Below are 14,618 nucleotides of genomic sequence, written 5' to 3'. Positions count from 1 at the left end.
TGGCTCTAAAAGCTAAAAGAACAGCCAGCCCGTCACGAGAAACACCGGCACCAGAATAACGACGGACCAGCCCAGGTAAGCAAAAAAGCTCGGCATACGCACGCCGCGCGACTCCGCAATCGCCTTCACCATGAAGTTCGGCGCATTGCCGATATAGCTGTTCGCGCCCATGAATACTGCGCCGGCCGAAATCGCGGCCAGCGTGGTGGCGCCCTTCGTCATCAGCGTTTGCGCGTCGCCGCCGGCCAGGTTGAAGAACACCAGATAGGTAGGCGCGTTGTCAAGAAACGACGACAGCAAACCCGTCGCCCAGAAGTACATCGCGTCGCGCGGCTGGCCCGACGCGTCGTTGACCAGATGCACGATACCCGCGAACGCGCCTGCCTCACCCGCGCGCAGAATCGTGATGACCGGCGCGATCGTCACGAAGATGCCGGCGAACAGTTTCGCGACCTCTTCGATTGGTGCCCAGTTGAAGGCATTGCCCTCGCGCGCCGCGCGCGGGGTCACCGCCAGCGAGAGCAGCGTGACGCCGATCAGCGCCACATCGCGCAGCGCGTTTTGCAGCGCGACGTGCGTGCCAAAAACGTCGAACTCGATACGCGGCTTCCACAGGCCACTCATCAGCACGAGCGCAATGACCACGCCAAGCAGCACGAAATTGATCTTGCCGTCGATGCCGAGCGGTGGCGTATCGGGCGTGGGATCGAGAAACGGCGAACGCTCTTCTTCACGACGATGGTAAAAGTACGAATCGAGCGCGTAGAAGACCACGAGCAGGACGCCACACACGAACAGCATCGGCAAAGCCAGATGCACGGTGGTCCAGAAAAAGCCCACGCCGTTGAGAAAACCGAGAAAGAGCGGCGGGTCGCCGAGCGGCGACAGCGAGCCGCCCGCGTTGGCAACGAGGAAGATGAAGAACACCACCACATGCACGACGTGCTTGCGATTATCGTTGGCACGCAGCAGTGGCCGGATCAGCAGCATTGCCGCGCCGGTCGTGCCCATGATGCTGGCGAGTGCCGTACCGAGCGCGATGATCGCCGTATTCATGCGTGGCGAGCCGTGCAGATTCCCGCGCACGCAGATGCCGCCCGCCACCGTATAGAGCGCAGTCAACAGCACGATGAAGGGCACGTACTCTTCGAGCATGGCGTGAACGAACGAGCCGAGCGCTACGCCGGCACCGAACATCACACCAAACGGCACCAGAAACAGGATGGCCCAGCCTGCCGCGATCTTGCCGAAATGGTGATGCCAGAAAGTCGGCGCGATGAGCGGGAACACGGCAATCGACAGCAGCACACCGGCAAATGGCGCGCCCCACCATGCCGACAGGGTTGCGCCATCAAGCGTCGCGGCCGACGCGATTTGCGGCCCAAGCGCCATTACGGCGGCGAGCACGATGCTCGTCCACACAGCATGTCGCTTCATGTACGCACGACGATCACGTGCACCCGATACGGCCCGTGTGCCCCGAGCACGATAGTCTGCTCGATATCCCCGGTACGCGACGGCCCCGATACGAAGTTGACGGCGCGCGGCAGTTCGCCCCGTTCGGAGCGAATCAGGTTGAAGGCGTCTTCATGACCGGCGACGATGCGCGAGGCCGGCACGATCGCGATGTGCGTTTCGGGAAGCAGACCGGCGGACGCATAGGTTTCGGGTCCCGACAACAGCACCAGCGTGCCGGTCTCCGCTGTCGCGCAGAAACAGCCGGTGATGCCGACCACATCGCCATCTTCCGGTTTGCGAAATTCGATGCTGAGACCTGCTTCGGTCCAGTTGAGGTCTTGCAGCGTTTGCCAGGCAATGGCCTGCAGCGGCAAGCCGTGCTGCGTGAGATAGCGAAGCACCGCAGCCGGCACATCGCTCAAGGCGTCGACGCTCTCAACGGTGGTGGACAGCTTCTGCGCCTCTTCGATAAAACGCGCGACCAGATCGTCCGGCATAGTTGGCCGCGGACCTTGCGGATGCCGAGCGAGATAGTCGGTAGCGGCTTCGCGCTCGGATTCTGCCGGCTCGGCTTCGCGGCCCTGGGCTGCGCGGACGCGCGCCAGGATGTTGCGGCGGGCAATCGATGTATCCATGTGGGCCAAATCCTCGCGAGTGTCTCGTTTCTTTCGATAGCCGTGCGACAGGCAGGTATCGCGAGAATTATACCGGCCACCTCACTCGCGGACACTCGTCCAGATGGCCTAAGCGGGCGCGCACCAGGCGCCCGTACAGGAAGTCACTGCCGTTACGGCGAGACTTCCTCGTCCGGCTGTTTGATGCCGAAAACCTGGCGCAGATAAGCGAGGTACGCCTTGTCGTCGCACATATTCTTGCCCGGCGAATCGGACAGTTTGGCGACCGGCTGACCGTTGCAGCGAACCATCTTGATGACGATCTGAAGCGGGTTATAGCCGAGGTCGTTGGTCAGGTTGGTGCCGACGCCGAACGCGAGCTTGCAGCGTCCGCGGAAGCGTTCGTACAGTTGCAGGACCTTCGGAATATCGAGCGCATCGGAGAACACGAGAATCTTCGTGCGCGAATCGCAGCGATTCGCCTCGTAGTGCTTCAGAAGCCGCTCGCCCCACTCGAACGGGTCGCCTGAATCGTGACGCGCGCCGTCGAACAGCTTGCAGAAGTACATGTCGAAATCGCGCAGGAACGCTTCCATGCCGTACACGTCGGACAGCGCGATGCCCAGGTCGCCGCGATACTCCTTCGCCCACATCTCGAAGCCGTAGATCTGCGAATCGCGCAGCCGCGGGCCGAGCGCCTGGCAGGCCTGAAGGTATTCGTGGGCCATCGTGCCGAGCGGCGTGAGACCATGCTTCATGGCGTAAAAGACGTTGCTGGTGCCGGTGAACTGCTCGCCCAGATCGTCCTTCAGCGTCAGGATCACCTCTTCGTGCCAGCGCTTCGAGAAGCGGCGGCGCGTGCCGTAGTCGGCGATCTTGCAGTCCGCGAATTCCGGGCGTGCGCCGAGCAGCTTGATCTTTTCGGAGAGTCGCTCACGGCCTTCGCCGTAGGCCGGCTCGCGCTGCGTGTTGCGGAAGTAGACCTCATTGACGATTGCCAGCACCGGAATCTCGAACAGGATCGTATGCAGCCATGGACCCTTGATCTCGATGTCGATCTCGCCATTGCCCTTCGGCGAAGGGGTAATCGAAATGTACTTGTCGTTCAGATGGAAGAGCGCGAGGAACTCGATGAAATCGCCCTTGATGAAGCGCATGCGCCGCAGGTAGTCGAGCTCGTCGTCGGTGAAACGCAATTCGCACAGCTTGCGCACTTCGCCGCGGATTTCCTCGATATAAGGCACGAGGTCGACGTTCGGCGTCCTGCAGCGGAAGCGGTATTCCACGCTCGCGGCAGGGAAATGATGCAAAACCACCTGCATCATCGTGAACTTGTACAGGTCAGTATCGAGCAGCGAAGTAATAATCATGATGGTGCGTACCGGACTGCAGGAAGAACGGAAGGCCCGACTGGGCCCATGCGCCTGCGGCACGCCCCGGCGCGCCGACCTGACGCATGTTACCCGAATGCGCGCGGGCATATGGCGCAGGCAGCCTTACGCAGTGCCATAAACTAATCACGAAAACGTATAAACCGGGTGAGCCCGTGCTGCATATGCCTCTTGACGTTACGATACAATAGCGCTTTTGGCGTTTCGCCTCCCCGATACCGCATGCAGGAGCTGCCTGAATGACTCACGTTGTGACCGAAAGCTGCATCAAGTGCCGCTATACCGACTGCGTCGATGTGTGCCCGGTGGACTGCTTTCGCGAAGGTCCCAACTTCCTCGCGATCGACCCCGATGAGTGCATCGACTGTGCTGTGTGCGTCGCCGAATGTCCGGTGAACGCCATCTACGCCGAAGAAGACGTGCCGGGCGACCAGCAGGACTTCATCGCGCTGAATGCCGATCTCGCCAAGGGCTGGCCGAGCATCACGAAGACGAAGGCCCCGCTGCCGGAAGCCGACGAATTCAAGGACGTGAAGGAAAAGCTGACTTTGCTCGCTCGCTAAGCAGCCCTACGCGCGGCGGCTCACGACCTTAAGGTCGCACCCGGCTGCTGCGCGCCGGTCCCTGTATCACCCTCCCCGGCCACGCCTATTCGAACGAAATCGAGATGGGCCAAGGGTCTTGACAGGTTCCGGAGCACCTCCTACAATTTCGCTTCTCTGCTTTTGTTGTTCCCCGATAGCTCAGTCGGTAGAGCGCCGGACTGTTAATCCGTAGGTCCCTGGTTCGAGCCCAGGTCGGGGAGCCAAGATTTGCAAAGGCCCGTTAACCAAAACGGGCTTTTTTATGTAAAAGTTGTACTGCTGTTCCTCGATAGCTCAGTCGGTAGAGCGCCGGACTGTTAATCCGTAGGTCCCTGGTTCGAGCCCAGGTCGAGGAGCCAAAAGATTCGAAGGCCCGCATTTGCGGGCCTTTTGTTTTTGGGCGGCGCGCGTCGCGGTAATACTGGCCACCCAATAAACGTTGCGCTCTTCGCGTTCATCCCATTCCGCTCTCCTTCAGCGGTTTCCAGACGCATCCACCCGCGTCATGGTTGCCGATATACGATGGTGCTTTCGCTTTGCCATCATTCCTGATCACTCCGGTATCCCAATGAAATCACCCTTGTTGCGCGTTACGCTCGCCTTCGCTGTCACGGCTCTGCTCAACCCTCTCGCGCACAGCGAGGAAGTGGGCAGCGTCAACACCAATTTCCACGTGACCGGCTCTGACCGGGTGGTGGTCGAAGCCTACGATGACCCGATCGTGCAAGGCATCACCTGCTATGTGTCGCGAGCCCGTACCGGCGGCATCAAGGGCACGCTCGGCATTGCGGAAGATCCCACCGAAGCATCGATCGCCTGTCGCCAGGTGGGCGCCATCAAGTTCACCGGTCCGGTCAAGCAGCAGTCCGATGTGTTTTCGGTGAGCATGTCGCTGATCTTCAAGACGCTGCACGTGGTGCGGATCGTCGATGCGAAGCGCAACTCGCTGGTGTATCTGACCTACAGCGATCGCGTCGCCAGCGGCAGCGCGAAGAACAGCGTCAGCGCGGTGGCCGTGCCAGCCGGCACTACGATTCCGCTCAAGTGAAAGCTGCTTGTACGGTGACAGCCTGCTCGCGCTAAACTGGCAGGCCGAGCCGGATTTCCATCATGACCGTGACCCGTTTCCGCGATTCCGCCCGCTACTGGCGCACGCCGCTTTTGCCTGGCGCGGATCTGCTCACGGCTGAATACCACGATCACGAGTTTTCGCCGCACTGGCACGACGCGTACACCATCCCGGTGATCGTCGCCGGCGCCGAATGCTACCGGTATCTGGGCGCGGACTACGTCGCCGAGGCGGGCAGCGTGCCGATCATCAACCCCGGTGAACTGCACACGGGCGCGCGGGCGATGGAGGAAGGCTGGCGCTACCGCGTGCTGTACGCGCCGGTGGATTTCATCCAGCAACTCGCGGACGACGTCGCCGGTCAGCCCCAGCCATTGCCATGGTTCGAACCCGGCGTGATCCGCGATGTGGAAGTCGCGCAACGGCTCGCACGCGCCCACCGTCTGCTCGAAGCGCAAGCCGATCCGCTCGCGGCCGAAGCCGCGATGCTCGATGCCCTGTCGATGCTGCTCGTGCGCTACTCCGGCGGGCAGACAAAGCCGGCACGGCTCGCCGTCGATGACACCCGCGTCGCGACCATGAAAGAGCGCCTCACCGGCGATCTCGCCACGCCACTCCAGCTAGGCGAACTGGCAAGCGCCGTCGGCCTGTCGCCCTTCCACGCTGCGCGTCTGTTCGCCCAGAGCACCGGCCTGCCGCCGCACGCGTGGCGCAACCAGGTTCGGCTGCAACGCGCACTGGCGCCGCTGCGCGCGGGGGTCTCTGTCACCGAGGTAGCCGCGGCCAGCGGGTTCACCGATCAGAGCCACTTCACCCGGCATTTCCGGCGCGTGTTTGGGGTGCCGCCCGGGCGCTGGCAGGCTAGCTAAGCGCAAGGCACGCGGAAGCAGCGGTCACAGCACCGCAGCAAACCACCATAGCAAGAACGTACAAGCCCTCCCCACCCCGCCGCGGCTATCCTCCGCAGACCAAGGAGGCAAGATTGACCCATACCAGACGCACTGAATTCACCGCCGGCGCGCGCGACATCATCCCGATGATGGTCGGCGCCGCGCCGTTCGGCATGATCTTCGGCACCCTCGTCACATCCGGCCCGCTGCACCTATGGCACGGGCAACTGATGTCGCTCGTCGTTTTCGCCGGCTCGGCGCAATTTATTGCGCTAGGCCTGATCGCAGGCCATACGAGCTTCGCGGTGGTGCTGGCTACCACCCTGGTCGTGAACCTGCGGCACGTCCTATACAGCGCCACGCTCGCGCCCTATGTCTCGAACCTGCCGCTGCGCTGGCGCCTCGCGCTGGGCGGCGTGCTCACCGACGAAGTCTTCGCAGTCGCCTGGGCGCACTACAGGCACCATCCGCCGGGCTCGATCAGCCCGTACTATTTCCTCGGCGCGGGTCTCGCCATGTATCTCAACTGGCAGATCTGGACGCTCGCCGGCCTTCTGTTCGGCGCGGCGTTCCCCGGTCTGCAGTCGCTCGGGCTCGATTTCGCCATGGCCGCCACCTTCATCGCGATCGTCGTGCCCCAACTCGTCGCGCTACGTTATTTCGCCGCGGCCGTCACCGCGGGCGCGCTGGCGTTCTTCTGGCAGGCGTGGCCCTATAAGCTGGGCCTGCTCGGCGCGGTGTTCGCCGGAGTCGTGGTCGGCGTGCTGCTGTCGTTGCCCGGCAGCCAGCGGCGCACGGCAGAGGCGGAGGCGGAGGCGGCACAATGAACTACGCCCTCCTGATTCTCGGCATGGCGCTCATCACGTGGACGATCCGCGCGACCGTTTTCGTGCTCGGCGAGCGGCTGGTGTTCCCGCCGCTCGTGCGGACCGCCCTCGGTTTCGTGCCGGTGACGGTGCTTACCGCCATCATCGTGCCCATGACCGTCTCGCCCCACGGCGGCGACGCCGAACTCACGTGGCGCAATCCGCAACTCGTCGGGGCTCTCGCCGCCGTGGCCGTCAGTGCGCTGACCCGCCGGCCATTGCTCACCATTGCGGTCGGACTCACGGTCTTTTTTGTCTGGCAAGGCGTCGTCCTCAAGTAGAGCGGCCCCCCTGGTTGCAACGCCAGCCTTGTGCAGCGCCGCAACCAGCGCTGCATCCGACGGCCCGCACGCGCCAGCCCCAAGCTCTGCCCCTCAAGTTTTACCCCATTCCGCCGTTATGCAGTCGAGGTCCGCTCGCCGGGAAGTTCTCCCGCTGGTTATGCGGCAACAAGCAAGATCAACCGCGTCGAGCATCGACGTCGCCCTGTCACGGGGGCAGTTCGCAGAAGGCGGCACTTTTGCGGTGCAACGCGGGAGGACCAAACGGGATACGACATGGGTCAAATCACCCTTTCACTCAAAGACGAAACCGTCGCAAACCTGCGCAAGGACTTTGACGCGTTTCTGCGCGTCTCGCTCAAGCTCGACCCGCAGTTCGCCACGCCGTCGTTTGAGGATTTTCTGCGCGCCAAACTGCTCGACAACATGGTGCCGCTCACCGAACACGCGGTGAAGCGGATGTTGCAGGGCGGTCAGTACGCATGGGCTAAACGCACGCTGGACAAGGAATTCCCGGATGTCGTCGCGATCCTGATGCAGCAGGCATCAGAGTTCGGGTTTGGCTTCGCCTCGCGCTCCGAATGGACCCCGGAGGAACTGGCCAAGCAGTGTCACGACTGGGCAGCGGCGATCGTCAAGGAATCGGATGGCGATGCGTCGCTGGTGGATCCGCTCGCCGCGCAGATCAAGAGCGCGGCGCAGGACATCCAGGCGCTCGAAGAGACCATGCAAACGCCGGCATGGCGGCTGGTCGAGTCGCTGCGGCAGCGGGTCTACGAGGCGAAGGTGGCGTGCGAGACGAGCATTGGCAGCACCGCGCGCGAAAAGCTTGGCGAACTACGCGGCCTGTTGCGGTTGGGCATTTCCCACGGCTCGTTCCAGAAACAGGAAGCGCAGCAGATCATGGAATATCTGCGCCTGCTGAAGCCGGAAATCTTTGTCGAAGAGCCGTATGACATTTTCTCGCGGCTCGCGGCGTGGCTACGCGCCTTCTTTACGCCGCCGCCCCGTCCGCAACCACAGCAACAGCAGCCGCGGCAGCAGTCACGTTAAACGGAGCGGGGTGACAGACACCTCGCCCGCGCTCAGTCCCATATCTTTTTCAGCTTCGCCGCGATTTCGAGCTTCGCTTGCGCCGCCGCGGCCAGTCCCGCCGCGCTCGGCGCAACGGGCTCGGGCACGCGCGGCCAGGCATGCGCGTCGAAGAGCGGCAGCAGGTGCGCCGGGATGAAACGCGTGCGCGAGGCCCAAACGTGCCGATCGCCCAGATGCGTCTGGTTATGCACGCAGAAGCGTTGCGGCACGACGATGTGAAGATCCTCCTTCGCACGCGTCATCGCCACGTACAGCAGGCGTCGCTCCTCGTCGATCTCCGCCTCGCTGCCCGTGCCGAGATCCGACGGAATGCAGCCGTCGACCCCGTTCAGCACGAACACATTGCGCCACTCTTGCCCCTTTGCCGAATGGATGGTCGACAGGATCAGATAGTCCTCGTCGAGCATGGGCACGCCGGATTCGTCGCTGGTGGCATCGGGCGGATCGAGCGTCAACTCCGTCAGGAAACGCTCGCGCGAGGCATAGGTGGCGGCGATGCTCTCCATTTGCAGCAGATCCGCATGACGGACGGCCGCGTCTTCGTGATTGCGCTCAAGGTGAGGTTCGTACCAGCGCCGCACCCGTTCGAACTCGGCCGGCCACGACGAGCCCGGGCCGCATACGCTCGACATGAGCGCGACGAATGGCTGCCAGTCTTCCAGTGTGCGAGCCGGTGGGGCGAAGGACGCTAATGCGCTCGCCGTAGCGCCAGGGGCAATTTCAGTCACCGCATCCAGCACACGCGCCGCCGTCGCCGGCCCGACACCAGGCAAGAGCTGCGTGACGCGAAACCCCGCCACCCGGTCACGCGGATTTTCCGCCCAGCGCAGCACGGCCAGCACGTCTTTCACGTGCACCGAGTCGAGAAACTTGAGGCCGCCGAATTTCACAAACGGAATGTTGCGCCGGGTCAGTTCGATCTCCAGCGCGGCGCTGTGATGAGCGGCGCGAAACAGCACCGCTTGCGCCTTCAGCTTCATGCCGGCTTCGCGCGCCTCGAGCACCTGTTCGACCACGTAACGCGCCTGATCGGCCTCGTCCGCCACGCTGACGAGGTGCGGGCGCTGGGCGGATGCCTTGTCCGTCCACAGATTTTTGGTGAAGCGCTCGCTGGCGAGCTCGATCACCGCGTTCGACGCCGCCAGAATCGGCTGCGTCGAGCGGTAGTTACGCTCGAGCGTGACCTGTCTCGCGGGCGGATCGAAGTGGCCCGGAAAATCGAGGATGTTGCGCACCGTCGCGCCGCGAAACGAGTAGATCGATTGGGCGTCGTCGCCCACCACGGTCAGGCCGCGGCCGTCGGGCTTCAACGCGAGGAGGATAGACGCCTGCAGGCGATTGGTGTCCTGATACTCGTCTACCAGCACGTGATCGAAGCGGCCCGCAAGGTCAGCGGCGATCGCCGGTTGCTCGGCCATCAGGGACCAGTAGAGCAGCAGATCGTCGTAGTCAAGCACGCTCTGTTTCTGCTTGGCTTCCACATAAGTGGCAAACAGCAGCCGCAGATCCGCCTCCCACTCGCGGCACCACGGAAACGCGTCGTTCAGCACATCCGCCAACGCCGCGCCGGTGTTGACAACGCGCGAGTAGATCGCGAGGCAGGTGCCCTTCGATGGAAAACGCCGTTCCTTCGCCGAGAGCCCGAGCTCGTGCCGCACGAGGTTCATCAGGTCGGCGGAATCCTCGCGATCGTTGATTGTGAAGGTGGGCGCGAGGCCGATCAGTTCGGCATATTCGCGCAGCAGACGGGCGCCGATGCCGTGAAACGTGCCCGACCACGTCAGACCCTGTGCTACCGCGGCCCGCGCGCCCAGCGCCTGCCCGGCGATGCGCGTCACCCGCCGGGTCATTTCGACCGCGGCCCGGCGTGAAAACGTCAGCAGGAGGATTCGACGGGGATCGACACCCTTGACGACCAGATTGGCGACCCGGTGCGCCAATGTATTGGTCTTGCCCGACCCCGCGCCTGCAATGACCAGCAAGGCGCCGGTCGGCTGCGTGACGTTGCCGGTGTCGTATTCGACGGCTTCGCGCTGCGCGTCATTGAGCCTCGCCAGCCAGGCGGCAGTATCGGACGGCGCGGGTTCGGCAACGGAGAGCACGGTGTCTGGGCGGCAGATAGAGGGTTACAGGGCATGGGCCGCAAAACAGCGCGGCGCCGCATACTGTATATCCATACAACCGGCTCCGACAAGCACCCTTTTTTTCCTCAACCACCGAGACGACGCCCCGCACCCCTACTCCTTCTTCGCGTCCTTTTCCTTCGCATCGGCCGCGGCCTTATCGGCGTCAGACTGCGCCTCCGTCTTCGACTTGTCGGCCTTCGCCTGAGCGACATCGGACTTCTTGTCGGCCTTCGCCTGTTCCTTGGCAGCCTTTTTGTCGGCGTGCGTGGGCGTTGCGGTCGAGTCGTTAGTTTGCGCGAACGCAACCGGCGACACGCAGCCGGCAATCAGCGCCGCAACAATCCAGTTCATGGGCTTATTCATGCAATACCTCCCTCAGGATCACGGACAGGCCATGGACAACCCGTCGATAAAATTGAACGGGCCGGCCGCGGCAAGCCGCGCCGGCCCGTCGGAGCGGCTCACCGCCCCCTTGCTACATGCTTAGTGCTTGACGTCGGAAGCATCATCCTGGTTCGGCGTCTGGCCTTGCATGCTCATCTTCATATCGTTGTTGGCCGTCTGCTTGTCGGCCTTCTTGTTAATCTTGGCGTCACGGACTTGCTGCTTGTACTGCGACTTGGCCGCGGCCTGCTGCTGCTTCAACTCTGCCTTCGACGCCTTCTTCGACGCGCTGTACTGAGCATTGGCCTGCGCATCCGCGTCGCGCTTTTGCACCAGCGGATCGGTCGAGCCCGATGCCGTCAGACGCTGCGGCGCCGGGGTCGGCGGCTGGACGCCTTGCGCGGCCGGAGCCGCTGTATCGGCGCCGGGCGCCGCCATTTGCTGGCCCGCACCGCCGGCATCCGGTTGCGCGTTGGTCTGCGCGAACGCACCGGTAGCGGCAAAAGCAGTCAGGGCGGTACCGATCAGGAGCGAACGAATCTGGGTCATAGCTTTACCTCTCTAAAATTGTTGTCAGGACTCGGGCGGCAAGCCCACCGAAGATGCTGGCGGCGCGTATCGTCCGGTCTGCTGCGCCCCCGCCGTCGAAGTGACGGAAGGTCACGCAGACAGCAGGTTTTTCTACAGACCTGCCCTTTGCGAGTGAAGTTCGCGAGAAACGGTCACTGTTACGCACCGTTTCATTTTCTAACGAAAACATAACCTATGCTTTCAACCAGCATAAGCCAGACTACCTGAGGCTACACATGCGACTTCTGGCTTATGATGCGAACCCCGTTACCCTTGCCGCAATCGCCATGCCCAATCTCGATTTCACCCTGACCGGCGACTATGTCGAATTGCACAATCTCCTGAAGATAACGGGGCTTGCCGACAGCGGCGGCTCCGCCAAACTGATGGTTGCCTCCGGCGCAGTGACCGTGGATGGCCAGGTCGAGCTACGTAAAACCTGCAAAATCCGCGCGGGACAAGTCGTTTTGCTCGGCGACACCCGGATTGCCGTGCACGAGGCATAGCGCCGCCGGAATCGGCTCAGCGCTGGACTGCGGGCTCGCCAAAAATCTGCACCAAAGATGTGCTTACAGATCGACAACAGCTCGCCTACCCCCTAAGCTGTCGGTTTCGATAGAAACGGCACGGACGCGACCTGCTCCGTGCCTCGCTTTATGACCCGATCCGGCCTCTCCCGGGTGGCCGCGCCGCCTACGTTTTCCCGCCACGCCGCCGACACCGCCCGCCTCGCCGCCCCGCTCGCCATTGCCCAACTGTCGCAAATGGCGATGGGCGTCACCGATACGATCCTGCTAGGTTCGCTTGGGCCCGACGCGCTCGCCGCCGGCGGACTTGGCGCGAACCTGTTCTTCGTGGTCGTCACGCTGCTGCAGGGCGTGCTGACGTCGGTGAGCGTAAGCGTCTCGCACGCTCGCGGCGCCCAGGCCGAAGACCGCGTGCCGCACATCTACTGGACCGGCTTCGTGATGTCGATGCTGCTGGCGATCCCCGCCTTCACGGTGCTGTCGCTCGCCACGCCGATCCTGCTTGCCTTTGGCGAGCCGGCCCTACTCGCACACAACGTCGGCGAATACGCCGCCATCCTGCGCTGGGGTGCACCTGCGAGCCTGATCGGGGTCGGCCTGATGCGCTCGTTCCTGCCGGCCATCGGTGCGGCCAAACGTCTGTTATGGGTGTCGCTGGCGGGAGTCTGCGTGAACGGCTTCCTGAACTACAGCCTGATCCACGGGGCGAACGGTTTGCCGCGCCTCGGCTTCCTCGGTTCGGCGACAGCCACCACCATCACCGTGTGGATCACCGCGCTGGTGCTGATGGGTTGGCTGCATCTGCGCCCCCGTTATCGCCACTTCGTCACCGCGACGTGGCCCAGATTGCCGTTGATGGGCGAACTGTTCGGCATCGGCTGGCCGGTGGCGATCACCTATGGCGTCGAGTCCACACTCTTTCTGGCAACCGGCCTGATGGTCGGCGTGCTCGGCGAATCGCAGCTCGCGGCGCATCAGATCGCGCTGAACGTTGCGTCGGTGGCGTTCATGGTGCCGCTCGCGATCGGTCAGGCCGCCAATGTGCGGGTCGGCTTCTGGTCCGGCGCGGGGCAGCCGCTCGCCGCTCGCCACGCGGGCTTCGTGGCGCTCGGGTTGGGCGTCGGATTCATGTCGCTGTCGGGGCTCGTCCTGATCCTCGCGCCGCACTGGATCGTCGGTCTGTATTTACACCTCGACGATCCCGCGAATGCGGCCACGGTGGCGTTGGCCAGTTCGCTGCTTGGCGTCGCCGCGATCTTCCAGATCGTCGACGGTATGCAGACGGTCGGCTCCGGATGTCTGCGCGGTCTCAAGGACACGCGCGTGCCGATGCTGGCCGCCGCGTTCGGCTACTGGGGGATCGGTTTTCCGACCGGCTACACGCTCGCGTTTCATTTCGGGCTTGGCGCACGAGGCCTGTGGTGGGGTCTCGCGGCCGGACTCGCGAGCGTCGCGTTGCTCATGACGCTGCGCTTTCACAAGCTCAGCCTGCGACGCGTACCGGCCGCTGCGCAACCGTCGGTATGACCGCGCCCCGGCTGCCCGCTTGCGCGTCCCATAAGGACGGCACCGGGCACGCATCCAACGCGCGCCGCCTGGCATGCGCCATCCGCACGGCCAGTAATCCGCTGTCCGATGCTTCGACGCCTTGCACGCCGGCCCGCTCGAATTTCCATCCAGAAACAGAACCAAGGACCTCCTGACATGCTTGCCCGGGTTACCCGTCTCTTTCCGCTGTGGGCCGTGCTGGTCTCGCTCGCCGCCTATTTTTCGCCGGCTTCGTTCAGCCCCATCGCGCCGCACGTCACCACCCTGCTGACAATCATCATGCTGGCGATGGGCGTGACCCTTTCCATCGCCGACTTCAGGCGCGTCTTCACCCGGCCCGCGCCGGTCGTCGCCGGCATCGTCCTGCACTATCTCGTCATGCCGCTCGCCGCGTGGGGCATCGCCAGAGTGCTGCACATGCCGCCCGATCTGACGGCGGGCATGGTGCTGGTAGGCAGTGTCGCGAGCGGCACGGCGTCGAACGTCATGATCTATCTGGCGCGCGGCGATGTAGCGTTATCGGTGACGATCAGTGCGTTGTCGACGCTGGTTGGCGTGTTCGCGACGCCGCTGCTCACGCGCCTTTATGTCGACGCCTCGATCGCAGTCGACGTGCGCGGCATGCTGATGAGCATCCTCGAGATCGTCGCACTGCCGATCGTGGTAGGCCTCGTCGTCAACCATCTGTTCGGCAAACTGGTGCGCAAGGTCGAACCGGTTCTGCCGCTGGTGTCGATGATTGCCATTCTGCTGTTCATCTCCGCGGTGGTGGGCGGCACGCAGAAAAGTATCGCGTCGGTCGGTCTCGTGGTGATGCTTGGCGTGGTACTGCATAACGGCATCGGTCTGCTCGGTGGGTATTGGGGCGGCCGCTTGCTCGGATTCGACGAAGCCGTATGCCGCACGCTGGCGATCGAAGTCGGCATGCAGAATTCCGGCCTCGCCGCGACGCTCGGCAAACTGTATTTTTCACCGCTGGCCGCATTGCCCGGTGCCCTGTTCTCGGTATGGCACAACCTCTCGGGATCGCTGCTCGCGGGATACTGGGCAGGTCGCCCGGCCAAAGGTTCCACGCACCCTGACAGAGGGTCCGCGTTCGAGGCGAAACGCAGCTAAGGGTAACGCTGCGCGCTCGTCATCGATGAGCGCGCAGCGACACTCGCAATCATGCTGCGCAGGTGTCGCCCACGAGTGCAACCAACCCGTATATCGTTA

15 protein-coding genes and 2 tRNA genes are annotated in these 14,618 nt (G+C 63.4%); 11 read left to right on the top strand and 6 right to left on the bottom strand.

The window, feature by feature from the left end; genetic code table 11:
• Positions 1-12: 12 nt before the first annotated feature.
• The 3 genes from BUS06_RS08190 to pncB all read right to left on the bottom strand — a co-directional run bounded on the left by BUS06_RS08190 (position 13) and on the right by pncB (position 3,442).
• The gene (locus BUS06_RS08190; protein ID WP_074263821.1) at positions 13-1,437 is read right to left on the bottom strand and encodes a sodium:proton antiporter; all 1,425 of its coding nucleotides are present in this window, start codon (positions 1,435-1,437) and stop codon (positions 13-15) included.
• Entirely contained in the window at positions 1,434-2,093 is a 660-nt protein-coding gene (locus BUS06_RS08185; protein WP_074263820.1) for a LutC/YkgG family protein, read from the bottom strand. The genes BUS06_RS08190 and BUS06_RS08185 overlap by 4 nt, the downstream gene beginning before the upstream one ends.
• Before the next feature lie 152 nt (positions 2,094-2,245).
• A complete protein-coding gene (gene pncB / locus BUS06_RS08180; protein ID WP_074263819.1) occupies positions 2,246-3,442 on the bottom strand; it encodes a nicotinate phosphoribosyltransferase in 1,197 nt (398 codons plus the stop codon).
• 260 nt (positions 3,443-3,702) lie between these two features.
• On the opposite strand from pncB, the gene fdxA reads away from it, so the two are divergent.
• The 8 genes from fdxA to BUS06_RS08135 all read left to right on the top strand — a co-directional run bounded on the left by fdxA (position 3,703) and on the right by BUS06_RS08135 (position 8,206).
• A complete protein-coding gene (fdxA, locus tag BUS06_RS08170) occupies positions 3,703-4,026 on the top strand; it encodes a ferredoxin FdxA (RefSeq protein WP_074263818.1) in 324 nt (107 codons plus the stop codon).
• A 169-nt stretch (positions 4,027-4,195) separates the two neighbouring features.
• Positions 4,196-4,271, top strand: a tRNA-Asn gene (locus BUS06_RS08165).
• Between the two features lie 59 nt (positions 4,272-4,330).
• Positions 4,331-4,406, top strand: a tRNA-Asn gene (locus BUS06_RS08160).
• A gap of 209 nt (positions 4,407-4,615) precedes the next feature.
• Positions 4,616-5,095 (top strand): CreA family protein, encoded by a 480-nt coding sequence (locus tag BUS06_RS08155; RefSeq protein WP_074263817.1) that lies wholly within the window; start codon positions 4,616-4,618, stop codon positions 5,093-5,095.
• Between the two features lie 62 nt (positions 5,096-5,157).
• A complete protein-coding gene (locus tag BUS06_RS08150; RefSeq protein WP_074263816.1) occupies positions 5,158-5,985 on the top strand; it encodes a helix-turn-helix transcriptional regulator in 828 nt (275 codons plus the stop codon).
• A gap of 167 nt (positions 5,986-6,152) precedes the next feature.
• Entirely contained in the window at positions 6,153-6,833 is a 681-nt protein-coding gene (locus tag BUS06_RS08145) for an AzlC family ABC transporter permease (RefSeq protein ID WP_083611500.1), read from the top strand.
• Positions 6,830-7,153, top strand: a complete 324-nt coding sequence (locus BUS06_RS08140; RefSeq protein ID WP_074263814.1) for an AzlD domain-containing protein — start codon at positions 6,830-6,832, stop codon at positions 7,151-7,153. The genes BUS06_RS08145 and BUS06_RS08140 overlap by 4 nt, the downstream gene beginning before the upstream one ends.
• A 276-nt stretch (positions 7,154-7,429) precedes the next feature.
• Complete coding sequence (locus BUS06_RS08135) at positions 7,430-8,206, top strand: DUF4088 family protein (RefSeq protein ID WP_074263813.1); 777 nt, start codon at positions 7,430-7,432, stop codon at positions 8,204-8,206.
• A gap of 32 nt (positions 8,207-8,238) precedes the next feature.
• Here the strand turns inward: BUS06_RS08135 and BUS06_RS08130 are convergent, their stop codons facing one another.
• From BUS06_RS08130 to BUS06_RS08120, 3 genes are all read right to left on the bottom strand, one after another.
• Entirely contained in the window at positions 8,239-10,350 is a 2,112-nt protein-coding gene (locus tag BUS06_RS08130) for an ATP-dependent helicase (protein ID WP_074263812.1), read from the bottom strand.
• A 135-nt stretch (positions 10,351-10,485) separates the two neighbouring features.
• Positions 10,486-10,737, bottom strand: a complete 252-nt coding sequence (locus tag BUS06_RS08125; protein WP_074263811.1) for a hypothetical protein — start codon at positions 10,735-10,737, stop codon at positions 10,486-10,488.
• A gap of 120 nt (positions 10,738-10,857) precedes the next feature.
• Complete coding sequence (locus tag BUS06_RS08120) at positions 10,858-11,307, bottom strand: hypothetical protein (protein ID WP_074263810.1); 450 nt, start codon at positions 11,305-11,307, stop codon at positions 10,858-10,860.
• Between the two features lie 308 nt (positions 11,308-11,615).
• Between BUS06_RS08120 and BUS06_RS08115 the strand changes: the two genes are divergently transcribed.
• The 3 genes from BUS06_RS08115 to panS all read left to right on the top strand — a co-directional run bounded on the left by BUS06_RS08115 (position 11,616) and on the right by panS (position 14,519).
• Entirely contained in the window at positions 11,616-11,834 is a 219-nt protein-coding gene (locus BUS06_RS08115) for an RNA-binding S4 domain-containing protein (RefSeq protein WP_074265967.1), read from the top strand.
• A 150-nt stretch (positions 11,835-11,984) separates the two neighbouring features.
• Positions 11,985-13,382, top strand: a complete 1,398-nt coding sequence (locus tag BUS06_RS08110) for an MATE family efflux transporter (RefSeq protein WP_074263809.1) — start codon at positions 11,985-11,987, stop codon at positions 13,380-13,382.
• A 177-nt stretch (positions 13,383-13,559) separates the two neighbouring features.
• Positions 13,560-14,519, top strand: a complete 960-nt coding sequence (panS, locus tag BUS06_RS08105; protein ID WP_074263808.1) for a ketopantoate/pantoate/pantothenate transporter PanS — start codon at positions 13,560-13,562, stop codon at positions 14,517-14,519.
• The last annotated feature ends 99 nt before the right edge of the window (positions 14,520-14,618 follow it).

It is taken from the genome of Paraburkholderia phenazinium (assembly GCF_900141745.1).
Classification (GTDB): Bacteria; Pseudomonadota; Gammaproteobacteria; order Burkholderiales; family Burkholderiaceae; genus Paraburkholderia; species Paraburkholderia phenazinium_B.
This window is presented reverse-complemented; position numbering and strand designations above follow the sequence as displayed.